A 24,440-nucleotide genomic window follows, 5' to 3' on the forward strand; every position below is an offset into this window, starting at 1 on the left:
GATGACGTCGGGTCCCACGGGTCGCTGACGCGGCTCGTTCGTTCGCGGATCGCGGAAGTCCCTCCACAGTCCCAGATCGGGGCTGCCGCTCGGGCCGTCGTTTCCGATACGCTGGTGGGCCAAGAGGAGGAGGTCCACCGATGCCAGATCCAGTGGTCCCGCAGCCGGGCGGTCAGAAGACCCCGGAGCAGCGGCTGGTCGACACCACGCTGACCTTCAGCATGGACATGGGCGCGGCGCTCACCGCCGAGTCCGGTGTCTCGACCGAAGAACGTGAAGCCGTCAACGCCCTGCCCTCCGGGTCAGCGCTGCTCGTGGTCCGTCGCGGCCCCAACGTGGGTGCGCGGTTCCTCCTCGACTCCGACGTCACGACGGCCGGTCGACACCCCGACGCCGACATCTTCCTCGACGACGTCACCGTGTCGCGCAAGCACGCGCAGTTCCTGCGTCACGGCACGAGCTTCAGCGTCAAGGACAACGGCTCGCTGAACGGCACGTACTTCGACGGTGTCCGCATCGACGAAGCGCTGCTCACCGACGGGGCCGAGGTCCAGGTCGGCAAGTTCCGCCTGACGTTCTACGCATCTCGGGTCGACCTGGCGCGCCTGGCGAACGCGTAGTGGCCGCACGGTCCGCTGCGGCCCGGGCGGGGTCCGCGGCACCGGACCTGCTCACCATCGGGCAGGTCCTCGCTCGCCTCAAGCCCGAGTTCCCGGACCTGTCGAGCTCCAAGCTGCGGTTCCTGGAAGAGCGTGAGCTCGTCACCCCGATCCGCACGGCCAGCGGGTACCGCAAGTTCTCCGCTGCCGACCTCGAGCGGCTCCGGGTGATCCTCGGACTGCAGCGTGACCACTACCTGCCGCTCAAGGTCATCAAGGAGTACCTCGCCGACCTCGATGCCGGACGCGAACCCGTCCTGCCTGGCGGAGGCGACGCGCCGAAGCCGTCGATCCTCGGTCGCGAACGCCGGTACACCCGCGACGAGACGGTCCGGGCAGCCGGCGCCTCCCCGATGCTCCTCGCCGATGCGGTCTCGGCTTCGCTGCTCCCGGCCACCGACACCTACGGCGACGACGGCGTCTCCGTGCTGAAGGCCCTGGTCGAACTGCAGCGCACGGGTATCGAGCCGCGACACCTCCGCACGCTGCGCAGCACCGCCGAGCGCGAGGTCGGTCTCATCGAGTCCGCCCTCATGCCGGTCTCCCGCCGGGGCGACGCGACCTCTCGCGCGAAGGCCACGGAGCTCGCGCGTGAGATCGCCGGGCACCTCGAGATCATCCGGTCGAACCTCATCCGCCAGGCCATCGGTCGTCTCGACGCATGACGCCGTCCGGTGCTCCGACAGGGCTTGTGTGTCAGTGGCCGAGGCGTATCCTCGACACGCCGGACGCGCCGGGTCGGATGTCCCGCGCGGGAGCGGTCGGAGTCGCTACCGTGGACCTCGGAACAACTCTCAACCCGTCGTTGAAGCTTCGGGTGGGAGCTCGATCGTCGTGGAAGGCAAGCTCATGAGTGGGAACGACACCCCTGGCACCGAGTCTGATGTGACCCGGTACGACCTCGGGCTGCTCTTCACCGATGGTCTGCCCGAGCACGACGAGCAGAACGGCTACCGCGGCACCGTCGCCGCACGGGCAGCCGGCATCTCGTACCGCCAGCTCGACTACTGGGCCCGCACCGAACTCGTGCAGCCGACGATCCGCGGGGCCGCCGGCTCCGGATCGCAGCGCCTGTACGGGTTCCGCGACATCCTCGTGCTCAAGCTCGTGAAGCGCCTGCTCGACACCGGCATCTCGCTGCAGCAGATCCGCACCGCGGTCAACCAGCTCCGTGAGTCCGGCGTCTCCGACCTGGCGCAGACCACGCTGATGTCCGACGGCGCCTCGGTGTACCTGTGCACCTCTGACGACGAGGTCATCGACCTCGTGTCCCGCGGCCAGGGTGTCTTCGGCATCGCGGTCGGCAAGGTCCTGCGTGAGGTCGAGAGCTCCCTGGTCGAGCTCGACGCCACCGCTGCGGCCGACCCCTCCGACGAGCTCGCCGCTCGTCGCGCTTCCCGCGCTTCCTGACCGTTCGGGTTCCGGGCGCGCGGTCGCGAACCGTCGTGTGCGCGTCGCCGAGGTGTCACCAACTGTCGCCTCGACGCCGTCTGCCGACAGTTGGTGACCTTTCGGCGGACGTGAGCGGTGTGTTGTGACCGCTGGGCGAGCCAGGGTCGGGCGTCTCTGCCGGGGCCGGGATGGGCCTCCAGGCAGTCGCCGAGGTGTCACGAACCGCCGTGTGCGCGTCGCCGAGTGGCCAAGAACTGTCGCCTGCGGGGCTGCTAGCCGACAGTTGGTGACCGCTCGCCGGACGTGAGCGGTGTGTTGTGGCCGCTGGGCGAGCCGGGGTCGGGCGTGTCTGCCGGGGCCGGGGCAGGCCTCCCGGCAGTCGGCGCGTGGTCACGAACCGCCGTGTGAGCGTCGCCGAGGTGTCACGAACTGTCGCCTGCGCCGCTGCCGACCGACAGTTGGTGACCCCTCGCCGGACGTGAGCGGCATGTCGTGACCGCTGGCGAGCCGGGGCCGGGCGTGTCTACCGGGGCCGGGTGGGCCTCCGGCAGTCGCCAACGTGTCACGAACCGCCGTGCGTGCGTCGCCGAGGTGTCACGAACTGTCGGCTGCGACGCTGCCGACCGACGGTTCGTGACACCTCGCCGGACGTGAGCGGCATGTCACGCGACCGCGCGGGCACCGACCTACGCGGCGCCACCCTCGGCGTACGGACCGATCTTGCCGGTGCGCATGATGCGCTCGAGCAGCTGGTCGAAGTTCTTCGCCATCTCCTGCGCGGACTCGCCGGGCCAGACGTGCAGCGGCTTCGCGGCACCCTGCGCCTGCTGCAGCGACGTGCGCTCCGGCAGCTGCGGCGAGAGCACGAGCGGGCCGAACATGTCGCGGAGTTCCTTGATGCGGAACTGGTGCTCGAGCGACTGCACCCGGGCACGGTTCACGATGATGCCGAGGGGCTGCAGGCGCGGGGAGAGTCCGCGGCGGATCTCCTCGATGGCGCGCAGCGCACGGTCGGCGGCGGCGACGGAGAACAGGCCGGGCTCAGTGACGACGGTGACGCGGTCGGACGCGGCCCACGCGGTGCGGGTCAGGGCGTTCAGCGACGGCGCACAGTCGATGAGGACGAGCTCGTAGTCCTGCTCGACGTTGGCCAGGGCCTCTTCGAGCTTCCAGATGTCGCGGATCGACGGGTGCGGCCCGTCGAAGTTGATGGCGGAGGGCGACCCGACCATGACGTCGATCTTGCCCTGCGACCCCTTCGTCCAGCCCGAGGGGGCGATCGCCTGACGGACGATCTTCTCCTTCGGGTTCTCGAGGACGTCGGCGACGTTGAGGTGGCCGGCGAGGTTGATGTCGAGGCCCGTGGAGACGTCGGACTGCGGGTCCAGATCCACCACCAGCGTGCGCAGTCCCTTGGCGAACGCGGCCGAGGTCAGGCCGAGCGTCACCGTCGTCTTGCCGACACCACCCTTGAGGGAGCTCACGCTGAGTACATGCACGTTGAGCAACGTTACCGCCACTAGGGTTGTCTCACCTCAACCCGGGCTGAAAGGGACGTCGTGTTCACGAAGATCCTCGTTGCGAACCGTGGCGAGATCGCCATCCGCGCGTTCCGTGCCGCCTACGAGTTGGGGGCCCGTACGGTGGCCGTCTACCCGTACGAAGACCGGAACTCCCTGCACCGTCTCAAGGCCGACGAGGCCTACCTGATCGGGGAGCGGGGCCACCCGGTCCGGGCGTACCTGGACGTCTCCGAGATCATCCGCGTCGCCCGCGAGTCGGGGGCCGACGCGATCTACCCGGGGTACGGGTTCCTGTCCGAGAACCCCGAGCTCGCCGCGGCAGCAGCCGCGAACGGCATCACCTTCATCGGCCCGGGCGAGCACGTGCTCGAGATGGCCGGCAACAAGGTCACCGCGAAGGAGCACGCGATCGCAGCCGGCGTCCCGGTCCTCGCGAGCACCCCGGCGAGCCGCGACATCGACGAACTGATCGCCGGCGCCGACGCGATCGGGTTCCCGGTCTTCGCCAAGGCCGTCGCCGGTGGTGGTGGCCGAGGCATGCGCCGGGTGGAGACGAAGCCCGAGCTGCGCGACGCCCTCGAAGCCGCGATGCGCGAGGCCGACAGTGCGTTCGGCGACCCGACGATGTTCCTCGAGCAGGCCGTCATCCGTCCGCGCCACATCGAGGTGCAGATCCTCGCCGACGGGACCGGCATCGACGCGGGCACGATCCACCTGTTCGAGCGGGACTGCTCGGTCCAGCGGCGCAACCAGAAGGTCGTCGAGATCGCGCCGGCGCCGAACCTCGACCCCGCGATCGCGCAGGCACTGCACCGTGACGCCGTGGCCTTCGCCCGGTCGATCGGGTACGTGAACGCGGGCACCGTGGAGTTCCTGCTCGACACCGAGGGCGAGCGCGAGGGGCAGCACGTCTTCATCGAGATGAACCCGCGCATCCAGGTCGAGCACACGGTCACCGAAGAGGTCACCGACGTCGACCTGGTGCAGTCGCAGATGCGCATCGCGGCGGGGGAGACCCTCGCCGACCTCGGCCTGTCGCAGGACACCGTCGCCGTGCACGGCGCCGCGCTGCAGACCCGCATCACGACCGAGGACCCGACGCAGGGCTTCCGTCCGGACACCGGCCGGATCAGCACCTACCGCAGCCCCGGCGGCGCGGGCGTCCGGCTCGACGGCGGCACGGTCGCCACCGGCGCGCAGATCAGCCCGCACTTCGACTCGATGCTCGCGAAGATGACGTGCCGCGGCCGTGACTTCCCGGCGGCGGTGTCCCGGGCCAAGCGCGCCCTCGCCGAGTTCCGCATCCGCGGCGTCAGCACGAACATCCCGTTCCTGCAGGCCGTACTCGAGGACCCGGACTTCGCCCGCGGCGACGTCTCGACGAAGTTCATCGAGGAACGCCCGCAGCTCTTCGGCGGCCACGTCTCGAAGGACCGCGGCACGAAGGTGCTCACCTGGCTCGCCGACGTCACGGTGAACAAGCCGAACGGGGAGCGGTCGCTGCTGGTCACCGACCCGGCCGACAAGCTCCCGGCCACGGACCTGACGGCGCCGGTGCCCGAGGGACAGCGCGACCGCCTGCTGGCCATGGGGCCGGCCGAGTGGTCGAAGGCCCTGCGCGCCCAGACGGCCCTCGCGGTGACCGAGACGACGATGCGCGACGCCCACCAGTCGCTCCTCGCCACCCGGGTCCGCACGAAGGACCTCGTCGCCGTCGCGCCGCACGTCGCGCGGCTCACCCCGCAGCTGCTCAGCGTCGAGGCCTGGGGAGGTGCCACGTACGACGTGGCACTCCGGTTCCTCGGTGAGGACCCCTGGGAGCGCCTGTCCTCGCTGCGCGAAGCGATGCCGAACATCCCGATCCAGATGCTGCTGCGCGGCCGCAACACGGTCGGGTACACGCCGTACCCGACCGAGGTCACCGACGCCTTCGTCGACGAGGCGGCCCGGTCCGGCGTCGACGTCTTCCGCGTGTTCGACGCGCTGAACGACGTCAGCCAGCTGCGTCCAGCCCTGGAGGCCGTGCTCGCGACCGGCACGGCGGTCGCCGAGGCGGCGCTCTGCTACACCGCCGACCTCCTCGACCCCGCCGAGGACCTCTACACGCTCGACTACTACCTCCGACTGGCGGAGCAGATGGTCGACGCCGGCGCGCACGTCATCGGCATCAAGGACATGGCGGGGCTCCTCCGTGCCGGTGCGGCCGAGAAGCTCGTCACCGCCCTGCGCGAGCGCTTCGACCAGCCCGTGCACGTGCACACCCACGACACCGCCGGCGGCCAGCTCGCGACCCTGCTCGCCGCCTCGCGCGCCGGGGCCGACGCCGTCGACGTGGCCGCAGCACCGATGGCCGGGACGACCAGCCAGCCGAGCATGTCAGCCCTGGTCGCCGCCCTGGCCCACACCGAGCGGGACACCGGTCTGTCCCTCGACGCCGTCGGTGACCTCGAGCCGTACTGGGAATCGGTCCGTCGCGTGTACGCACCGTTCGAGTCCGGGCTCGCCGGTCCGACCGGGCGTGTCTACAAGCACGAGATCCCCGGCGGCCAGCTGTCGAACCTCCGGCAGCAGGCGATCGCCCTCGGCCTCGGCGACCGGTTCGAGCAGGTCGAGGACTGGTATGCCGAGGCGAACCGGATCCTCGGCCGGCCGACCAAGGTCACGCCGTCGTCGAAGGTCGTCGGTGACCTCGCGCTGCAGCTCGCAGCGGTCGGTGCCGACCCGGTCGACTTCGAGCAGAACCCGGACAAGTACGACATCCCGGACTCCGTCGTCGGGTTCATGGCCGGCGAACTGGGCGACCTGCCCGGCGGCTGGCCCGAGCCGTTCCGCTCGAAGGTCCTGGCCGGGCGCGACGTCCGCCTCGAGATCACCCCGGTGCCCGCGGACGAACGCGCGCACCTCGAGACCCCCGGGCCGGAGCGCCAGCAGGCGCTCAACCGCCTGCTCTTCCCGCAGCCGACGCAGCAGTTCCAGCGCGTGCGGGAGCAGTACGGCGACCTGTCCGTCGTGCCGACCGTCGACTACCTGTACGGGCTGCGTCCCGGGCAGGAGCACAGCGTCCCGCTCGGCAAGGGCGTCGACCTGTTCGTCGGGCTCGAGGCGATCGGCGAGGTGGACGCCAAGGGCATCCGCACGGTCATGGCGACGATGAACGGGCAGCTCCGCCCGGTCGCCGTCCGCGACCGTTCGGTGGAGGTCGAGACGAAGGCGGCCGAGAAGGCCGACGCGTCCGACCCCAAGCACGTGGCCGCGCCGTTCTCCGGCGTGGTGACGCTCAAGGTCGCCGTCGGTGACGTCGTCGAGGCCGGTACGCCGGTGGCGAGCATCGAGGCGATGAAGATGGAAGCGGCCATCACGGCGCCCGTGTCGGGCACCGTCGGCCGACTCGCGATCCCGGTGACCCAGCAGGTGGACGCCGGCGACCTCCTGGTGGTGCTGCAGTAAATTGACCGTTCGTCCCATCCGCCTGTTCGGCGACCCCGTCCTCCGCTCGCCGGCCGACCCGATCCGCCCCGAACTGCTCGGCAGCGCCGGGGTCCGTGACCTCGTGCAGGACCTCATCGACACCGTCAAGGAACCCGGACGGGCCGGAGTGGCCGCGCCCCAGATCGGCGTCGGACTCCGTGCGTTCTCGTACAACGTGGACGGTGAGGTCGGCTACGTCCTCAACCCGGAGATCGTCGAGGTCTCCGGGGAGCCCGAGCTCATGGAAGAAGGCTGCCTCTCCGTCCCGGGGCTCGGCTACCCGACGCGTCGCTCCCCGTACGCGAAGGTGCGGGGTGTCGACGTCGACGGCGACGAGGTCGTCCTCGAGGGCACCGGCTTGATGGCCGAGGCGCTCCAGCACGAGTGCGACCACCTCGACGGCACCGTCTACGTGATGACGCTCGACCCCGAGGTCCGCCGTCAGGCACTGCGCGACATCCGTGCGCAGGACTGGTTCCACTGAGCGCTTGCACAGTCCCGCGTTCGCCGGCTGTGAACTGTGGTGTGACACCCCCACGGGGGATTGTCGCTTTGTCCTGACGAGGGGGTACCGTGCTGCTGTCGGCCTCCCACCGACGACCATCCCATCCCCCCAGGACTCCCGCATGACCAGTCAGAACGACGAGCTCAGCTCGCACCGCACCCGCACCAACCGTCGACCAGCCGAGACCACCGTCACGACCGGTTCGACCGCCGTCCTCGACGCCCCCGCGACGGAGCAGTCGCAGGAGGCCTGAGCCCCGCAGGCGCCCCCGGCGCCCGCTGAACGGCCTGGAGGCCCGGATCACGTCCGACGGACGTGATCCGGGCCTCCAGGCCGTTGCGTCTGTGACCCGCGCGTACCTGGCGGAATCGGGCGTACCTGGTCGAAAGAATCGACCCGGTACGCCCGAATTGACCAGGTACGCCCGAATCGACCCGGTACGACCGAAGCTGGTCGCTCAGCGGGGCGGCCGCGCGCGTACCTGGCGGAATCGGGCGTACCTGGTGAGAAGAATCGACCAGGTACGCCCGAAACGACCAGGTACGCCCGAAGCTGGTCGCTCAGCGGGGCGGCCGCGCGCGTACCTGGCGGAATCGGGCGTACCTGGCCGGAAGAATCGGGCGTACCTGGTCGGAAGGATCGACCGGGTACGCCCGGAACCAGCTGGTACGCCCGGAACGAGCTGGTACGCCCGAATCGACCGGTACGCCCGAATTGACCCGGTACGCCCGGGGCTGGTCTCTCAGCGGGGCGGCCGCGCGCATACCTGGCGGAATCGGGCGTACCTGGTCGGAAGAAACGACCCGGTACGCCGGAAACGACCAGGTACGCCCGAAAGCTGCCAGCCGCACGCGCGGCGACCGCCTGGAGGCCCGGCGCCAGTCCGGCGGCCCGGCGCCGGGCCTCCAGGTCGTCGCGTCCACGACCATGCGCACCTGACGCAATCGGGCGTACCTGGTCGGAAGAACCGACCCGCTACGCCCGGAACGACCAGGTACGCCCGGCGGGCGCTACGCGCGGTTGCGCCGCCGACCCTCGATCACCGGGGTCGCCGTCGTCTGCACCTTCGACCCGGAGTAGATGTGGTCGATGTCCGCGGCGAAGTCCTTGAGGATCACCGACCGCTTGATCGTGAGCTTCGGCGTGAGGTGCCCGGAGGCCTCGGTCAGGTCCGTGTCGAGGATCGTGAACGACCGGACCGACTCGGCGCGGGAGACCCGGCCGTTGGCGGCGTCGATGGCCTCCTGGACGGCGGAGAGCACACGCTCGTCGTAGGCGGCCTCGTGCCCGCTCAGCGCCGGGGTGATCCCGCGGGACTCGCACCAGCCGGGGAGCATCTCGCGGTCGAGCGTCACGAGTGCTGCGACGAACGGCTTGCCCTCGCCGACGACCACGACCTGGCCGATGAGCGGGTGCTCGCGGATGCCGTCCTCGAGCGGTGCCGGCGCGACGTTCTTCCCGCTCGCGGTGACGATGAGCTCCTTGGCGCGTCCGGTGACCGTGAGGACCCCGTCGGCGTCGATCCGGCCGAGGTCGCCGGTGCGGAACCAGCCGTCGGCGAAGGCGTGCTCGGTCGCCTCGTCGTTCCGCCAGTACCGGTCGAAGACGTCGACGCCGCGGATCAGGATCTCGCCGTCGTCGGCGATCCGGACCTCGATGCCGGGCAGCGCGCGCCCGACCGTTCCGATGCGCAGTTCCCGGGCACGGTTGACGGTGGCGGGGGCGGTGGTCTCGGTCAGGCCGTAGCCCTCGAGGATGAGCACCCCGATCGATCGGAAGAAGTGCGACAGCCGCGGGGAGAGGGGCGCCGAACCGCTGACGGCGTACTCGACCCGGCCGCCGAGGGCGTCGCGGAGCTTGGCGTACACGAGCCGGTCGAACAGCTTGAACTTCAGCCCGAGCAGGAACGGCACCCTGCCGGCTGCGAGGGCCTCGGAGTGGGCGACCGCGGTGTCGGCCGCCGCGCGGAAGATCCTGCCCTTGCCACCGAGGTCGGCCTTCTGCTCGGCGGAGTTGTAGATCTTCTCGAACACCCGGGGGACCGCGAGCAGGAACGTCGGCTTGAAGGTCGACACCGCCCGCATCAGGTCCTTGGTGTCCGGCTCGTGGCCGACGAGGACGCCGGCGGACACCGACATCGCGGCGATGAACCGGGCGAAGACGTGGGCGAGCGGGATGAACAGGAGGGTCGAGGCGCCGTCGGCGACGACCTCGGGCATCGCTTCGCTCGCGCCCTCCACCGTGGCGGTGAAGTTGTCGTGCCGCAGGACGCAGCCCTTCGGCCGGCCGGTGCTGCCCGAGGTGTAGATGATCGTGGCGTCGTCGTGCCCGTGCACGTTCGCGGTCCGGGCGTCGAGTTCGTCGTCGGTGACGTCCTCGCCGAGCCGGGTCAGGTCGTCGAGGCCGCCGCCGTCGATCGTCCAGTGCTGGCCCAGGGACGGCAGGTCGGGTGCGATGGAGGCGACGCGGCGCGCGTGTTCCTCTTGCTCCACGATGATCGCGACCGACTCGGAGTCGGACAGGATCCAGCGCACCTGGTCGGGGGAACTCGTCTCGTACACGGGCACGGACACCAGGCCGGCTGTCCACACGGCGAAGTCGACCAGGGTCCACTCCAGACGGGTGCGGGACAGGATCGCGACGTGCGCGCCCGGTTCGAGCCCGGCGGCGACGAAGCCCTTCGCGATGCCGCGCACCCGGGCGAGAATCTCCGCCGCGGTGAAGGTGGTCCAGGTGTCGCCGTGGCGCTGGGCCAGGATCGGACGGTCGGGCGTCAGCCGGACGCGGTCGCCGAGGAGCCGCGCTGCGGAGCCGTGGTCCGGGGCGACGGGACCGGCGCTGTGGGGTGTGGCGTGCCTCCCGGCCGACGGCGTGGTCCCGGTGGCGGCGCTGCCAGCGGTGGACGTGTCGGTGGAGGCGCTGCTGCGTGCAGGACGCTGATCGTTCACGGTGACTCCCTTGTCTGCCGGTTCGACTCGAGTGCGCCTCAACACCGAGGCGACACCGCCAGCATAGGACGCGTCACCGGGCGTTCCGTGACTTCGCGGCGAACCGGTAGGCTCGTTGCTCGTGCACGCCATCGGAATCGACATCGGGGGCACCAAGATCGCGGGTGCGGTCGTGACGGAACTGGGCGAGATCGTCGCCGAGGACCGCGTGGCCACCAACGCTGCGGACCCGAACGCCATGCTCGACGACGTCGTCTCGATGGTCGAGCGACTCAGCTCGCTCCACCAGGTCGGCGCCGTGGGGGTCGCTGCCCCCGGGTTCATCGACGCCTCGCAGTCGATCGTCTACTACACGCCGAACATCCGGTGGCGGAACGAACCGCTCCGGCAGAAGCTGCAGCAGCGCCTCGGCGACCTCCACATCACGGTGGACAACGACGCGAACGCCGCCGGCTGGGCCGAGTTCCGGTTCGGCGCCGGTCGACTCGTGTCCGACATGACCATGCTGACCATCGGCACGGGCGTCGGCGGCGCCATCGTGACCGAGGACCGCCTGTTCCGCGGGGGCTTCGGCACCGGCGGCGAGATCGGTCACCTGCGCATCGTCCCGAACGGCCTGCCCTGCGGCTGCGGTGCCCGCGGCTGCATCGAGCAGTACGGCTCGGGCCGCGCGCTGCAGCGCATGGCGAACGACGTCGCCGACGCCGGTGGCATCGGTTCGGCCCTGGCCGACGCCCGCGCCGACAACGGCGGCCAGCTCGACGGCAAGATCGTCGGCGACCTGATCCTGGCCGACGACCCGGGTGCCCTCGCGGCTCTCCGTCGGCTCGGTCGGCACCTCGGCGAGGCGTGCGCGTCGCTGTCCGCGGTGCTCGACCCGCAGCTCTTCGTGTTCGGCGGCGGCGTCGCCAGCGCGGGGGACCGGCTGCTCGACCCGATCAAGCAGGCGTACCTCAACAACCTGCCGGCCCGCGGGTACCACCCCGAGCCGGACTTCGTGATCGCCGAACTCGTCAACGACGCCGGCGTCGTCGGTGCCGCCGACCTCGCCCGCATCCACGCCCGCACGGCGTAGGGTCGGCGCGCACACACGCACACACGCACGCACGCACACACGAACGACCGCCCACCCCCGGGCCGTGCACCACCCGGACCTTCTCACCACCTGGAGTCGTCGATGACCTACTGGCTGCTGAAGAACTTCGTGCTCGGCCCGCTCATCCTCACCCTGTTCCGGCCGTGGGTCGTCGGGCGTGAGCACGTCCCGACCTCGGGCCCGGTCATCTTCGCGTCGAACCACATCTCGTTCATCGACTCGGTGATCCTGCCGGCGGTGCTCGACCGTCGACTCTCGTTCCTGGCGAAGAGCGACTACTTCACCGGCCGCGGCCTGAAGGGCTGGGCGACGAAGACGTTCTTCAACGCCATCGGCCAGCTGCCGATCGACCGCTCCGGCGGCAAGGCGTCCGAGGCATCGCTGCGCACCGGCCTGCAGGTCCTGGCGCGCGGTGAGCAGCTCGGCATCTACCCCGAGGGCACCCGCAGCCCCGACGGCAAGCTCTACCGTGGCCGCACCGGCATCGCCCGGATGATCCTCGAGGGGCGCGTGCTCGTCGTCCCCGTGGCCATGGTCGGCACGCGCGAGGTGCAGCAGATCGGGCAGCGCTTCCCGAAGATCAAGCGCGTCGGGGTCGTGTTCGGCAAGCCGCTCGACTTCTCGCGGTTCCAGGGGTTCGAGACCGACCGCTTCATCCTCCGCAGCGTCACGGACGAGGTCATGCACGAGCTCGCCGGCCTGAGCCGTCAGGAGTACGTGGACGTCTACGCGACCAGCGTGAAGGAGCGGGCGAGCTCCGCGCGCGAGGCCGTCATGCGGGAACGGAAGTCGACGCCTGCACGTTAGGCTCTGATGGTCCCGGCACCCCGCCAGGACGCCCATCGACGACGCGCGGCCCGGTGCCGGTCAGCGTCGTCGGGCCGCCCGCACAGAACACCGAGGTAACGCCCTTGCCCGAGTCGACCGACTTCGTCGCCCTGCAGGATCCGGACGTCATCGAGGGGCTCGACTATTGGCGGACGCTCCCGATCAAGCAGCAGCCGACCTGGCCGGACGCCGCCGCGGCCGAGGCCGCCTCGGCCGAGATCGCCACGCTCCCGCCGCTCGTGTTCGCGGGCGAGGTCGACAAGCTGCGTGAGCGGCTCGCCGCGGCCGCCCAGGGCAAGGCGTTCCTGCTGCAGGGCGGTGACTGCGCCGAGACCTTCGCCGGTGCCACCGCCGACTCCATCCGCGACCGGGTCAAGACGATCCTGCAGATGGCCGTCGTGCTGACCTACGGCGCCTCGATGCCCGTCATCAAGATGGGGCGCATGGCCGGGCAGTTCGCCAAGCCCCGCTCGAGCGACTTCGAGACCCGTGGCGACGTCACGCTGCCGGCATACCGCGGCGACATCGTGAACGGCTACGACTTCACGCCGGAGAGCCGGACGGCCGACCCGCGCCGCCTGGTGCAGGGGTACCACACCGCCGCTTCGACGCTGAACCTCGTCCGTGCCTTCACGCAGGGGGGCTTCGCCGACCTGCGCCAGGTGCACTCGTGGAACAAGGGCTTCGCCTCGAACCCCGCGAACGCCCGCTACGAGCACCTCGCCAAGGAGATCGACCGCGCCATCCGCTTCATGGACGCCTGCGGTGCCGACTTCGAGGCGCTCAAGCACGTCGAGTTCTACGCCTCGCACGAGGGGCTGCTGATGGACTACGAGCGCCCGATGACCCGCATCGACTCGCGCTCGGGTCTGGCGTACGACACGTCCGGGCACTTCATCTGGATCGGTGAGCGCACGCGCGACATCGACGGTGCCCACGTGGACTTCCTGTCGCGGGTACGCAACCCGATCGGTGTGAAGCTCGGCCCGACGACGAGCGTCGACGACATGAAGGCGCTCGTCGACAAGCTCGACCCGAACCGTGAGCCGGGTCGCCTGACCTTCATCACGCGGATGGGCGCGGGCAAGATCCGCGACGAGCTGCCCAAGCTGCTCGAGGCGATCAAGGGCATGGACGCCAACCCGCTGTGGGTCACCGACCCGATGCACGGCAACGGCCTGACCACGCCGACGGGCTACAAGACCCGCCGGTTCGACGACGTCGTGGACGAGGTCCTCGGCTTCTTCGAGGCCCACCGCCAGGTCGGCACGTACCCGGGTGGCATGCACGTCGAGCTCACCGGTGACGACGTCACCGAGTGCCTCGGCGGCTCGGAGCACATCGACGAGGCCACCCTCGCCACGCGCTACGAGTCGCTGTGCGACCCGCGCCTGAACCACATGCAGTCCCTCGAGCTCGCCTTCCTGGTGGCCGAGGAACTCGGCGCGCACCAGCCCGACCGCTCGTAACGCAGGAACCGTTTCGCCGAAGCGACAGAACCCCGCGGCATGTTCGCGGGGTTCTGTCGCTTTCGCGTGTCGGACGGGAGGCCCGTGACGGCGCCGCCACGGGCCTCCCGTCCGTCCTGGGGTCGCGTCGACGGCCGAGGGTGCGGTGTCCGCACCTACTGGTCGTAGGACAGGGTGATCGTGTCGCCGCGGTAGACCGTGGCGCCGGCGCCCGGGTCGGTGCCGGTGACGGGCAGCTTGGACTTCCAGTCGTAGAAGCCGCAGAGGATGTTCGTGCAGTCGGGCACGGACACCTTGAGGCCGAGGTCCTCGAGGGTCTTCGTCGCCTCGTTGATCGTGGGCCGGTCCTTTCCGAGGTCCGGCACGGTGATCGGCGTCGGCCCCTTCGACACGACGACGTCCACCGCCGACCCGCGCACGGCGGGGGAGTCCTGCACGGCGGCGGAGACGATCTGGCCCGAGGGCACGGTGTCGCTGTACTCCTCGGTGCGGGCGCCGAGGATCAGGCCGACCTCGTCGAGTGCGGCGGAGGCCTCGTCGACCGTCTTGCCGACCACGTCGGGAACCGGCCCGAGCGAGACGGTCAGGGTGACCGGCCCGGTCTCGCCGTAGGCCTGCACCGTCGTCAGGTCGAGGGCCTTGCCGCCGGACGCCCGACCGGTCGCCGCGACCACGGTGTCCTTCGGGGCGTCGGCGGAGAACTCGTACCGGTCGTCCTGCAGCTCGAAGTCGTCGTCGAGCGCGGCCGTCACGGTGGAGAGCGGCTGCCCGACGATCGCCGGCAGCGGGATCATCCGGGGGCCGTTCGACACGACGATCTGCACCGCCGTGCCCTTCTGTACCTCGCGCTCTGCGGCCGGCTTCGTCGTGGAGACCTGCCCCTTCGCGACGACGGCGTCGAACCGTGTCCCGGTCTTCGACGCCGCCTGCAGGCCCTGTGCTTCGAGCAGCTGCCGGGCCTGCGAGACCGACTTGCCCGTGACTTCCGGGATCCGCACGTTGCCACCCGGCCCCGGGCCGAAGTACCAGCCGAAGCCGGCTCCGATCAGCGCGAGCACGACGACCACGGACAGCAGGATCCAGCCGCGCTTCCGACGCTTCGCCGACTGGTCGGCGAGCCGCTGTCCGGCGGGGGAGAGCACGCCCGGCTGTGCCCCGGTGCGACGGGGGCCGGGGGCGTTGCCACGCGCACGGGCGGGCGCTCGACCGCGGTCGCCGGTGTCCCGGTCGCCGGACCGGTCGATGATGGCGGTCTCGTCCGCACCTGCGGCTCCTGCAGCCCCGACCGAGGCGGCGGCCGCTGCGGCGCCGAGCGTGCCGGCACCACCGGAGGGCAGGATCGCGGTGCCGTTCTCGGGGCGCAGCACGGCCGTGCGGTACTGCCCGGTCGCGCGCTGCTGGTTGCCCGACATGTGGTCGAGCATCTCGCGGGCGTCGCGGGGGCGGTCCTCGGGGTCGCGTGCGGTCGACCAGGCGACCAGCTCGTCGAGTTCCGGCGGCACCCCGGACACGGCGGCACTCGGTGCCGGCACGGAGTCGTTGGCGTGCTGGTAGGCGATCTGCATCGGCTGTTCGCCCTTGTAGGGCTGCTCGCCGGTGAGCATCTCGTAGAGCATGATGCCGAGCGCGTAGATGTCGCTGCGCGAGTCGGCGGCGCCGCGGGTCACGAGCTCGGGGGAAAGGTAGGCGATCGTGCCGAGCAGGGCCGCGCCGGTCGCCGTGTTCGCGGTCGTGGCGCGGGCCAGGCCGAAGTCGCCGAGCTTGATGCGGCCGTCGTCGGCGAGCAGGACGTTCTCGGGCTTCAGGTCGCGGTGCACGATCCCGGCGCGGTGGGCCGAGGCGAGCCCGGCCAGCACGGCGCGCAGGATGTCCGTCGCCTGCTCGGGCGTCAGGGCGTGGTGCTCCTGCAGCAGGTCCCGCAGCGTGATGCCGGGGATGTACTCCATGACGATGTAGGCGATCTCGCCCTCGGCGCCCTGGTCGTAGACGCCCACCAGGTTCGGGTGCGACAGCCGTGCGGCCGAACGGGCCTCCTGGATGAAGCGCTCACGGAAGGCCTGGTCGTCGGCCAGGTGCCCGTGCATGATCTTGATCGCGACGCGTCGCTCGAGGCGCACGTCGGTCGCGAGGTAGACGGTCGCCATGCCCCCGCGCGCGATGCGGGAGCGGACGCGGTACCGCTGATCGATCATGCGACCGATCATCGGGTCCGTGGCGGCGTTGGTGGTCATCGGCGGCATTCTACGAATCGAGACCGCACTCGGACGCACCGGCGCACCGGCCGTGACCCAATCTCGATCTTCCGGATGAGGCTCAGAGGGTCGCCAGCCAGCCCTCGGCGGCGCTCGCCCAGGTGGCGTAGGCCTTCGGGTAGGCGGAGAGCTGCACGGCCTGGGCCGCGTCGGTGATGCTCATCGAGGACCAGCCGGGCACGTCGAGCAGCCCGCGGGTCTTGCCGGCGTTCGGGTTGTTCCGCCCGCCGAAGAACAGCGCGGTGGCGTGCGCCGGGTCCTGCAGCTTCGCCGCGCTGCCCCAGCCCTGGCTCGGACGCTGCTGGAACAGGCCGACCGAGTCGCGGTCGCCGTGCGGCAGGTTCCGGAGGCTCGACTCCTGCATCGCGGCGGCGAGGGCCACGACGATGCCGCGGTCCGGGACTCCGAGCGATCGACCCACGGCGACGATGGTCGCGGCGTTCTGGCGCTGCTCGGCGCTCAGGCCGACGGCACCGCTCACCGCGGCACTCGCGGCGACCGCGGGGGCGGCGGTGGCGTTCGACGACGGGATGACGAGTGTCTTGCCGGCGTAGATCGTGCTCGTGTACGACAGGCCGTTCGCCGACAGGAGCGACTTGACCGAGACGTGGTGCGCGGCGGCGATCGAGGCCACGGTGTCGCCGGCGCTGATCTTCACGCTCGACTTGGTCGACGGGGCCGAGGCGGTGGAGACCGACGGCGTCGACGACGTGCCGTGCGGCACCCGCAGCGTCTGGCCGGGGTAGATGACGCTGCGCTGCGACAGATTGTTCGCGCTGAGGAGCGCCGTGGTCGACACGCCGACGCGGGACGCGATGCCGGAGACGGTGTCGCCGTGCTTCACGTGGTAGCTCGAGGTGTCCGAGCCGGAGCCGCCGGTCGACCCGGAGGTCCGGACCGCGGCGGTGGTGACGGCGGGGGTCGACGCCAGGTGGAGCGTCTGCCCGGGGTGGATGATCGTGTTCCAGCCGAGGCCGTTGCGCACGAGGATCTCCTGCGCCGACAGGCCGAAGCGGGCGGCGATGCCCGAGACCGTGTCGCCGTGGTGGACGGTGTATGTGGTGGGGGCCTTCGTGGTCGCGGCGACGGTCCGCACGACGGTCTGCGACGGCCGGGCGACGGCGGTGCCGAACACCGGGCGGTCGGTCACGGCGCGGTCCTGGTCGACGTGGCGCTTGTGGTTCGCGTCGGCGTCGTCGTGCCGGGGCTCGGCGTGCGCGACCGGGCCGGTGAGGCCTGCGGTCACGGCGATGGTGCCCGCGAGGACGATGGGCATGGTGGCGAACCGGGCGGATCGTGCGCGCCGGGCGACTTCGTCTGCAGCGTGGTCCACGGGTTTCTCCTGATCTCGACTGAGCCGTGCGCACGCATGCGCGCACTCACAGGTGCCACAACGCTGGCATGGCCTGATTCCCAAGTCAACCAGAGAGTCAGATGGGGTGGATGTGACGAATGTGACGAACGAGCCGCATTCACTCCGGCGGTCACTCTGGCACCATGGGCGTGTGAGTGCCGCACCCGTCGACGACCTGTCCCTCTCCGAACGCTGGCTGACCGTCCCCGAGCTGGTGGACATGTTCAGCACCAGCCCCGGACGGATCCACCGACTCTTCGAGCAGAAGACCCTGCTCGCAGCCCGCGTCGGCGGTGTGCTGCGCGTGCCCGTCGAGTTCCTGGAGGACGGCGAGCCCATGCCCGAACTCCGCGGCACGCTGATCGTGCTCGGCGACAACGGCTTCACCGACGACGAGGCGGTGCGCTGGATGCTCACCGTCGACGACGCGATGGGCACCACGCCGATCGCGGCGCTGCGCGCCGGTCGCAAGGCCGAGGTGCGTCGCATCGCCCAGTCGCTGCTCTAGACGCGTTCCGGACAGACGGGAGGCCCGGTGCCAGCTGGCACCGGGCCTCCCGTCTGTCTTGGGGTGCGTCTAGGACGACCGGCGGCTGACCGTGTCGGCCAGCGACGCGAGCTGCTCGCGTGCCGACGGTGTCAGCGGCGAGGCGTCCAGTGCCGCCTTGGCGCGCTGGACGTGCCGCTCGATCGACCGCTCCACGGCGGCCACGGCACCGGACTCGGTGAGGGTCGCGCGGAGCATCTGCACCTGCTCCTCGTCGAGGTCGGGGTCGCCGAGGAGCTCGTCCAGGAGCTGCCGCGGGCCGCTCGCCAGCGTCTTGCGCGCCGAGGCGATGAGGACGGTGCGCTTGCCCTCGCGCAGGTCGTCGCCGGCCGGCTTGCCGGTGACCTCGGGGTCACCGAAGACCCCGAGCATGTCGTCGCGGAGCTGGTACGCCACGCCGAGGGGGAGTCCGAAGGCGCGGAGGCCCTCGAGCTGGGAGTCGCTCGCGCCGGCGACCAGGGCGCCGATGACCAGCGGGGCCTCGATCGAGTACTTCGCCGACTTGAAGACGATGACGCGCTGGGCGCGGAGCAGGTGCTCGGACTCGTCGATGACGGGCCAGGCGGTCTCCTCGTGCACGTCGAGGTACTGCCCCGCCGTGACGTCGAGGCGCATGGCGTGGAACTCCTGGCGGACGATGCGGGCCCGCACCGGGTCGAGGAGCGCGAGACCCTCGTCGAACACCGAGTCGCTCAGCGAGAGCAGCAGGTCGCCGAGGAGCAGCGCGGAGTTCGTGCCGTACTGCCCGCGGTCGCCGACGAAGCCGGACTCCTCGTGCAGGGACTCGAAGCGGCGGTGCGCGGCCGGACGCCCACGACGGGTGTCCGAGCGGTCCATGATGTCGTCGTGCACCAGGGCCGCGGCGTGGAAGACCTCGAGCGCTGCGGCGACCGTGACGACGGCCTCGGCGGTGGTCTGTCGGGACCCTTCGGCCAGCGGGTCGAACGAGCCCGAACGGCCCGCCACCGACTGCCATCCCCAGTAGCAGAACAGCGCCCGGAAGCGCTTGCCGCCGGACAACAGGTCTCGGGCGTACCGGTCGAACGGCGCGAGGTCGGGGCTGATCGCGAGGAGCCGTTCACGCTGCTCGTCGAGTGCCCGGTCGATACGCGCCGATACGAGGTCCACTAATCGCGTACTCTCAGCCACGATCCCTACCCTAGTGGAGTGGTCGAGGCATAGAATCGGTCCACTCAACCCGCGTTTTTCAACCCCGCGTCGATCCCAGGAACAGAGGGAACCAAGATGCCGCTCTCGGAACAGGAGCAGCGCCTTCTCGAAGAGATGGAGCGCAGCCTCTACCAGAACGATTCCGATTTCGTGGCTCGTGTCACACGTCGACAGGGTCGTCCGACGTACACAGCCATCACGCTCGGTGTCCTCGGTGCACTCGCCGGGGTCGCCATCGTCATCGTCGGCCTGGTGATCAAGGCGCCGCTGCTCGGCATCCTCGGTTTCGTCGTGATGCTCGCCGGTGTCCTGTTCGCGCTGCGTCCGGGCATGCGTGCCCCGAAGGCGAAGCCCGCTCGGCCGGGCAAGCCCGCGTCCGGTGGGTCGGCGCGTCCGTCCGGCGGTGGTGGCGGGTCCTTCATGGACCGGATGAACGAGCGCTGGGACAAGCGCAACGACCAGAGTCAGTAGCTGACGGGGGTCAGCAGGACTCCCTCCACACTCCTCCACGGGGTCGGCCTTCGGGTCGGCCCCGTTTCGTGTTTCCGGGGGGCTGTGGGTGGGGCGGGCCGGGGTCGTGCCGGGGTCGTGCCGGAGCGAGTGGTCACGACATGCCGCGTGCTGGCCGCCGAGGGCGCAGGAACTGTCGGCTGGGGGCCGCGCGAGCGACAGTTCGTGACCACTCGGCGTCGCGGCGGCGGTACGTCGTGAACCCGCGCTGACCGGCGGCCGGGCGTGGTGGAGCCGACCGTGCGCCCGCGTGAGCGCCGCGGCCGAGGTGGGACGGGCTTCCAGGCCGGGGAGGCCGGGGTGGACCGCCGCCGGTGCGTGCGCGAGTGGTCACGACGTGCCGCGCGGTGGATGCCGAGGGTGCAGGAACTGTCGGCTGGGGGCCGCGCGAGCGACAGTCCGTGACCATTCGCCGTTGTGAGCCCGCGGCGCGCCCCGGGGTGCTCCACCGGCTGCGAAAGTCCTCCACTTTCCTCCACGGCTGCTCCGGCGCTCGCGAACCGCATGGATCCGGGCATCCGCGGTCATCCCCGCGGGGTGCATTCCGGCTTCGATGCCCCCAGTAGGGGTGTCGCGGGCGGAAAAGGGAACGGATTCCTGGTCGAGGGGAGGGGAGTGGAGTAAAGTGGGGCTCGCAACGGTCCGGTGGAGCGGAGGGGAGGCCCGACGTGCTGCTCGGTACTCATGCCCCGAAGCTCGACGAGAAGGGTCGCGTGATCCTCCCCGCCAAGTTCCGGGACGAACTGTCCGGCGGGCTCGTGATGACCCGCGGCCAGGAACGCTGCGTCGTGGTCTTCAGCGCCCGGACGTTCGAGGAACTCCACGAGCGCATCCGGACCGCCCCGATGACGTCGAAGCGCACCAGGGACTACATGCGTCTGTTCCTCTCGGGGGCCAGCGCCGAACAGCCCGACAAGCAGAACCGCGTGACGATCCCGCAGAACCTCCGCGAGTACGCGGGGCTCGAGCGGGACCTCACGGTCATCGGCAGCGGTGACCGCGCCGAGATCTGGTCCACCCCCGCGTGGGAGGCCTACTACGCCGAAGCCGAAGAGGCATTCGCCGACAACGACGAGGAGGTGATCCCAGGGATCTTCTGATCCGCGGATCGGGACTCCCAGCCGTGAAGCCCTGACGCCACTTCCCCGGTGTCAGGTCGCATGGATGGGGATCCGGACCCACGGCCCAGGAGACGAGGGGCTGCATATGGCCGACAACGACAACGAGACGCCACGCTTCCCGCACACGCCGGTGATGCTCCAGCGCATCGTCGACCTCTTCACGCCGACGCTCGAAGGACCGGGCAAGGTCGTCGTCGACGCCACGCTCGGCATGGGCGGCCACTCCGAGGGCCTGCTCGAGCGGTTCCCGGAGCTGACGCTCATCGGACTCGACCGGGACACCGACGCACTCGGCATCGCGGGGGAGCGCCTGGCCCGCTTCGGCGACCGCGTCCGCCTCGTGCACACGGTGTACGACGGCATCGTCGACGCGATCGAGGGCGAGGGCTTCACGAAGGTCGACGGCGTGCTGTTCGACCTCGGCGTGAGCTCGCTGCAGCTCGACCGGGCCGAGCGCGGGTTCGCGTACAGCCAGGACGCACCGCTCGACATGCGCATGGACCGAACCGAGGGGCAGACCGCCGCCGACGTCCTGGCCACCTACGACGAGGGCGAACTCCGCCGCATCTTCCAGCGCTACGGCGAGGAGAAGCTCGCCGGCCGCTACGCCCGAGCGATCGTCGAGCGGCGGGCGACGAAGCCGTTCGAGATGTCCGCCGACCTGGTCCAGGTGCTGCACGACGCGACCCCGGTCGCCATCCAGCGCCAGGGGCACCCGGCCAAGCGTGTCTTCCAGGCGCTCCGCATCGAGGTCAACGCCGAACTCAGCGTGCTCGAGCGGGCGATCCCGGCGGCGCTCGACGCCATCGCGGTCGGCGGCCGGATCGTCGTCGAGTCGTACCAGTCCCTCGAGGACCGCATCGTCAAGCGGGCCCTGGTGGAGCGCACGAAGTCGAGCGCCCCCGCCGGCCTGCCGGTGGAGCTGCCCGAGCACGCCCCGACCTTCTCCCTGATCGTCAAGGGCGCCGAGCTGGCCGACGAGGCCGAACGCGCCGCCAACCCCCGAGCAACCCCCGTGCGCCTGCGCGCGGCCGAGCGGATCCGGAACTGACATGAGCACGAACCTCGCACTCGTCGACCCTGCGGTCGTCCCGTCGCGGGCCCCGCGCCCCGACCGTCAGCACCGCCCCGAGCTGGTCGAGGTCACCCCGACCGCGGCCCAGCGCCGGGCTCGCCCCCGAATCGGGTACGCCGTGGTGGCCGTCGCCGCGCTCGGCATCCTGCTGCTGGCCCAGCTCGGCATCAGCATGGTGCTCAGCCAGGGCGCCTACACGCTCAACTCGCTGTCGGCCGAGCAGACGAACCTGTCCCGCACGCAGCAGTCGCTGTCCGAGCAGCTCCGGGTCCTCGACTCGCCGCAGAACCTGGCCCGCAACGCGCAGTCGCTCGGCATGATCGCCAACTCGACGCCCGTGTACCTCGACCCGAAGACCGGTCGGGTGTACGGCACGCCGACGCCTGCGAAGCCCGACGAGGCCACGGCGTCCACCGAGAACCAGGTGCCGAACTCGCTGCTGAACGACGTCCCGCTGGCCACGAAGCCGGGGGACACCTCCACCAGCAAGGAGACGGGCACGACGAGCACGACGGACACGTCGGGCACGTCGGGCACGTCGAGCACGAAGGACTCGTCGGGCGCCACGGGCACCACGGGAACCACCGACAGCACCGCCACGTCTGAGAAGACGAGCGGCGCCAGCGCGTCGGACCAGGGGACGGCGAAGTCGTCCGTAGAGTCCGACGCGAACCCGCTCCAGGCGCCCTCCACCCGGTGACCGGCGGGTCCGCCGCACCCTCAGCACCGCCCGGGAAGGACCGCACCGCGTGACGAAGACGATCCGCAACCGACGCCTGCGCTACAGCATCGTGATGCTCGCCGTGATCGCCCTCGTCGGGGTGTTCGTGGTGCGGCTCGTCGACATCCAGGTCGTCCAGGCGTCCGAGCTGAACAAGGCGTCGGCGCAGAAGCGCAGCATCCCCGTGACGATCTACGGCACCCGCGGGTCGATCGTGGACCGCAACGGCACCGAACTCGCCGACAGCGTCACCCGGTACAACATCACGACCTCACCGCGCCTGGTCAAGCAGTTCAAGGGCAAGCTCGGTGGCACCCGCATCAAGGACGTCAGCGTCGGCACCGCCCTCAGCGCGCTGGCGAAGGCCTCCGGCGGCGACGTCGCGACCATGCGGAAGAACATCGCCGCGAACCCGAAGTCGGACTTCGCCTACCTGGTCAAGGGCCTCGACGTGCAGCACTACGAGGCCGTGCGGGCACTCGGCATCCCCTGGCTGTACCCGGAGCCACAGGCGGCCCGGGTGTACCCGACGGGTGCGACCACGGGCAACCTCACCGGCTTCATGGGCACCGACGGTGCCCAGGCCGGCCTGGAGTACTCCTACAACCAGTGCCTGGCGGGCACGAACGGGTCGGAGACGTACGAGCGCGGCGAGGACGGCGTGCAGCTCCCGGGCAGCACCGTGACCACGAAGAAGGCCAAGGACGGCGGCACGCTCGAGACCACGATCGACAGCGACCTGCAGTACATGGCGCAGCAGACCATCGCGTCCGCCGCCAAGACCCTGCAGGCGGAGTCCGCTACGGCGACGGTCACGAGCGTCAAGACGGGTGAGCTGCTCGCGGTCGCCGACTACCCGACGGTGGACCCGAACGACGTCGACGCCACGACCGACAAGGGCGCCTTCGGTTCCCGTGCCCTGACGGCGTCGTACGAGCCGGGCTCCACGATCAAGGCCGCGATCGCCGCCGCGCTGCTCGACCAGGGCAAGTCGAACCCCACCGACCAGGCGGTCGTGCCGTACTCGCGCACGTTCCCCTGGGGCGGCACGATCCACGACTCGGAGTTCCACCCCACCGAGAACCTCACGCTGACCGGCATCCTGCAGAACTCGTCGAACGTCGGCATCACCGAGCTCGGCGCACGGCTGACCGCCCAGCAGCGCTTCGACTACATGAAGAAGTTCGGGCTGTTCGAGCCGGAGACGGCCATCGACTACCCGGGCCAGCCCTCGATGGACTACGGCACGAGCCCGAACTGGGACCAGCAGACGAACATCAACTCGATGTTCGGTCAGGGCATCTCGACGACGGCGGTGCAGGTCGCGAGCGTGTTCCAGACGATCGCGAACGACGGTGTCCGGATCCCGCTGCACTTCGTCAAGGGCTGCACCACGGCCGACGGCAAGACGATCGACGCGCCCGACGTGCAGAAGCAGCGGGTCGTCTCCGCAGCCGCCGCCACGCAGGTCACCGGCATGCTGCAGAGCGTCGTCACGGGTGGCACGCTGGTGGGCATGAAGCCGATCTCCGGCTACAACATCGCCGCGAAGACCGGCACCGCCGAGGTGGCCGAGGGGTCGCAGGGCTACGGCGGTCAGCGCATCACGTCGGTGGCCGGAATGGCACCCGCCGAAGACCCCCAGTATGTTGTCACGGTGACGTTCACGAAGCCGCAGACCAACAAGTGGTCCAGCGGAGCGGCTCCGGCGTTCCGCACACTCATGTCCCAGGTGCTCGAGAAGTACCGAGTAGCCCCCTCCGCGTCCGAGGCGAAGCTCTACCCGTCCACGTGGTGAGGAA

At 70.6% G+C, this 24,440-nt stretch carries 20 protein-coding genes; 15 read left to right on the plus strand and 5 right to left on the minus strand.

The features are described from left to right. The first annotated feature begins 140 nt into the window (after nt 1-140). From DEJ11_RS07065 to DEJ11_RS07075, 3 genes are all read left to right on the plus strand, one after another. On the plus strand, nt 141-620 hold the full coding sequence (locus DEJ11_RS07065) for an FHA domain-containing protein (RefSeq protein ID WP_051596676.1): 480 nt from the start codon (nt 141-143) through the stop codon (nt 618-620). Beyond that, nucleotides 620-1,324, plus strand: coding sequence for a transcriptional regulator FtsR (gene ftsR / locus DEJ11_RS07070; protein WP_027465230.1), 705 nt, complete (start codon nt 620-622; stop codon nt 1,322-1,324). The genes DEJ11_RS07065 and ftsR overlap by 1 nt, the downstream gene beginning before the upstream one ends. 184 nt (nt 1,325-1,508) lie before the next feature. Further along, nucleotides 1,509-2,069: a MerR family transcriptional regulator gene (locus tag DEJ11_RS07075; RefSeq protein ID WP_027465231.1), complete on the plus strand. Its 561-nt coding sequence runs from the start codon at nt 1,509-1,511 to the stop codon at nt 2,067-2,069. 668 nt (nt 2,070-2,737) lie between these two features. Here the strand turns inward: DEJ11_RS07075 and DEJ11_RS07080 are convergent. Beyond that, nucleotides 2,738-3,550: a ParA family protein gene (locus tag DEJ11_RS07080; RefSeq protein ID WP_027465232.1), complete on the minus strand. Its 813-nt coding sequence runs from the start codon at nt 3,548-3,550 to the stop codon at nt 2,738-2,740. 60 nt (nt 3,551-3,610) lie between these two features. Here DEJ11_RS07080 and DEJ11_RS07085 point away from each other — a divergent pair, with 60 nt between their 5' ends. From DEJ11_RS07085 to DEJ11_RS07095, 3 genes are all read left to right on the plus strand, one after another. Then, nucleotides 3,611-7,021: a pyruvate carboxylase gene (locus DEJ11_RS07085; protein WP_111103508.1), complete on the plus strand. Its 3,411-nt coding sequence runs from the start codon at nt 3,611-3,613 to the stop codon at nt 7,019-7,021. 1 nt (nt 7,022) lies between these two features. Beyond that, complete coding sequence (locus DEJ11_RS07090; RefSeq protein WP_071405406.1) at nt 7,023-7,526, plus strand: peptide deformylase; 504 nt, start codon at nt 7,023-7,025, stop codon at nt 7,524-7,526. A gap of 142 nt (nt 7,527-7,668) precedes the next feature. Continuing rightward, nucleotides 7,669-7,800, plus strand: coding sequence for a hypothetical protein (locus tag DEJ11_RS07095; RefSeq protein WP_258366694.1), 132 nt, complete (start codon nt 7,669-7,671; stop codon nt 7,798-7,800). Nucleotides 7,801-8,557: 757 nt separating this feature from the next. Here the strand turns inward: DEJ11_RS07095 and DEJ11_RS07100 are convergent. Beyond that, on the minus strand, nt 8,558-10,495 hold the full coding sequence (locus tag DEJ11_RS07100; RefSeq protein ID WP_111103509.1) for an AMP-dependent synthetase/ligase: 1,938 nt from the start codon (nt 10,493-10,495) through the stop codon (nt 8,558-8,560). 121 nt (nt 10,496-10,616) lie between these two features. Between DEJ11_RS07100 and DEJ11_RS07105 the strand changes: the two genes are divergently transcribed. The 3 genes from DEJ11_RS07105 (at nt 10,617) to DEJ11_RS07115 (ending at nt 13,888) form a co-directional block, all read left to right on the plus strand. Then, on the plus strand, nt 10,617-11,570 hold the full coding sequence (locus DEJ11_RS07105; protein ID WP_017886608.1) for an ROK family glucokinase: 954 nt from the start codon (nt 10,617-10,619) through the stop codon (nt 11,568-11,570). A gap of 102 nt (nt 11,571-11,672) precedes the next feature. Next, complete coding sequence (locus DEJ11_RS07110; RefSeq protein WP_071405408.1) at nt 11,673-12,398, plus strand: lysophospholipid acyltransferase family protein; 726 nt, start codon at nt 11,673-11,675, stop codon at nt 12,396-12,398. Between the two features lie 104 nt (nt 12,399-12,502). After that, nucleotides 12,503-13,888 (plus strand): class II 3-deoxy-7-phosphoheptulonate synthase, encoded by a 1,386-nt coding sequence (locus tag DEJ11_RS07115; protein ID WP_110864693.1) that lies wholly within the window; start codon nt 12,503-12,505, stop codon nt 13,886-13,888. Between the two features lie 155 nt (nt 13,889-14,043). Here the strand turns inward: DEJ11_RS07115 and pknB are convergent, their stop codons facing one another. Further along, nucleotides 14,044-16,119 (minus strand): Stk1 family PASTA domain-containing Ser/Thr kinase, encoded by a 2,076-nt coding sequence (gene pknB, locus DEJ11_RS07120; RefSeq protein WP_111103562.1) that lies wholly within the window; start codon nt 16,117-16,119, stop codon nt 14,044-14,046. Nucleotides 16,120-16,201: 82 nt separating this feature from the next. Continuing rightward, nucleotides 16,202-17,473, minus strand: a complete 1,272-nt coding sequence (locus DEJ11_RS07125) for a LysM peptidoglycan-binding domain-containing protein (RefSeq protein ID WP_258375379.1) — start codon at nt 17,471-17,473, stop codon at nt 16,202-16,204. Nucleotides 17,474-17,645: 172 nt separating this feature from the next. Here DEJ11_RS07125 and DEJ11_RS07130 point away from each other — a divergent pair, with 172 nt between their 5' ends. After that, complete coding sequence (locus tag DEJ11_RS07130) at nt 17,646-18,002, plus strand: Rv2175c family DNA-binding protein (RefSeq protein ID WP_171907813.1); 357 nt, start codon at nt 17,646-17,648, stop codon at nt 18,000-18,002. A gap of 69 nt (nt 18,003-18,071) precedes the next feature. Here DEJ11_RS07130 and DEJ11_RS07135 read toward each other — a convergent pair whose 3' ends face one another. Next, on the minus strand, nt 18,072-19,190 hold the full coding sequence (locus DEJ11_RS07135; RefSeq protein WP_071405410.1) for a polyprenyl synthetase family protein: 1,119 nt from the start codon (nt 19,188-19,190) through the stop codon (nt 18,072-18,074). A gap of 96 nt (nt 19,191-19,286) precedes the next feature. On the opposite strand from DEJ11_RS07135, the gene DEJ11_RS07140 reads away from it, so the two are divergent. The 5 genes from DEJ11_RS07140 (at nt 19,287) to DEJ11_RS07160 (ending at nt 24,436) form a co-directional block, all read left to right on the plus strand. Continuing rightward, entirely contained in the window at nt 19,287-19,682 is a 396-nt protein-coding gene (locus DEJ11_RS07140) for an SCO2097 family morphological protein (protein ID WP_111103510.1), read from the plus strand. Nucleotides 19,683-20,389: 707 nt separating this feature from the next. After that, nucleotides 20,390-20,821 (plus strand): division/cell wall cluster transcriptional repressor MraZ, encoded by a 432-nt coding sequence (gene mraZ / locus DEJ11_RS07145; protein ID WP_017886616.1) that lies wholly within the window; start codon nt 20,390-20,392, stop codon nt 20,819-20,821. A 106-nt stretch (nt 20,822-20,927) separates the two neighbouring features. Next, entirely contained in the window at nt 20,928-21,893 is a 966-nt protein-coding gene (gene rsmH, locus DEJ11_RS07150; RefSeq protein WP_111103511.1) for a 16S rRNA (cytosine(1402)-N(4))-methyltransferase RsmH, read from the plus strand. A gap of 1 nt (nt 21,894) precedes the next feature. Beyond that, the gene (gene ftsL / locus DEJ11_RS07155) at nt 21,895-22,617 is read left to right on the plus strand and encodes a cell division protein FtsL (RefSeq protein ID WP_111103512.1); all 723 of its coding nucleotides are present in this window, start codon (nt 21,895-21,897) and stop codon (nt 22,615-22,617) included. Nucleotides 22,618-22,666: 49 nt separating this feature from the next. Further along, on the plus strand, nt 22,667-24,436 hold the full coding sequence (locus DEJ11_RS07160) for a peptidoglycan D,D-transpeptidase FtsI family protein (protein ID WP_111023101.1): 1,770 nt from the start codon (nt 22,667-22,669) through the stop codon (nt 24,434-24,436). Nucleotides 24,437-24,440 lie beyond the last annotated feature (4 nt).

The sequence above is a fragment of the Curtobacterium sp. MCLR17_058 genome, from assembly GCF_003234705.2.
GTDB classification, from domain to species: domain Bacteria; phylum Actinomycetota; class Actinomycetes; order Actinomycetales; family Microbacteriaceae; genus Curtobacterium; species Curtobacterium flaccumfaciens.

Bases quoted from the DNA above. Each gene is read 5' to 3' on its own strand.
- rsmH (WP_111103511.1), top strand. From the start codon at position 20,928: ATGGCCGACAACGACAACGAGACGCCACGCTTCCCGCACACGCCGGTG.
- DEJ11_RS07095 (WP_258366694.1), top strand. From the start codon at position 7,669: ATGACCAGTCAGAACGACGAGCTCAGCTCGCACCGCACCCGCACCAAC.
- DEJ11_RS07075 (WP_027465231.1), top strand. From the start codon at position 1,509: ATGAGTGGGAACGACACCCCTGGCACCGAGTCTGATGTGACCCGGTAC.
- pknB (WP_111103562.1), bottom strand. From the start codon at position 16,119: ATGACCACCAACGCCGCCACGGACCCGATGATCGGTCGCATGATCGAT.
- DEJ11_RS07110 (WP_071405408.1), top strand. From the start codon at position 11,673: ATGACCTACTGGCTGCTGAAGAACTTCGTGCTCGGCCCGCTCATCCTC.
- ftsL (WP_111103512.1), top strand. From the start codon at position 21,895: ATGAGCACGAACCTCGCACTCGTCGACCCTGCGGTCGTCCCGTCGCGG.
- DEJ11_RS07140 (WP_111103510.1), top strand. From the start codon at position 19,287: ATGCCGCTCTCGGAACAGGAGCAGCGCCTTCTCGAAGAGATGGAGCGC.
- DEJ11_RS07065 (WP_051596676.1), top strand. From the start codon at position 141: ATGCCAGATCCAGTGGTCCCGCAGCCGGGCGGTCAGAAGACCCCGGAG.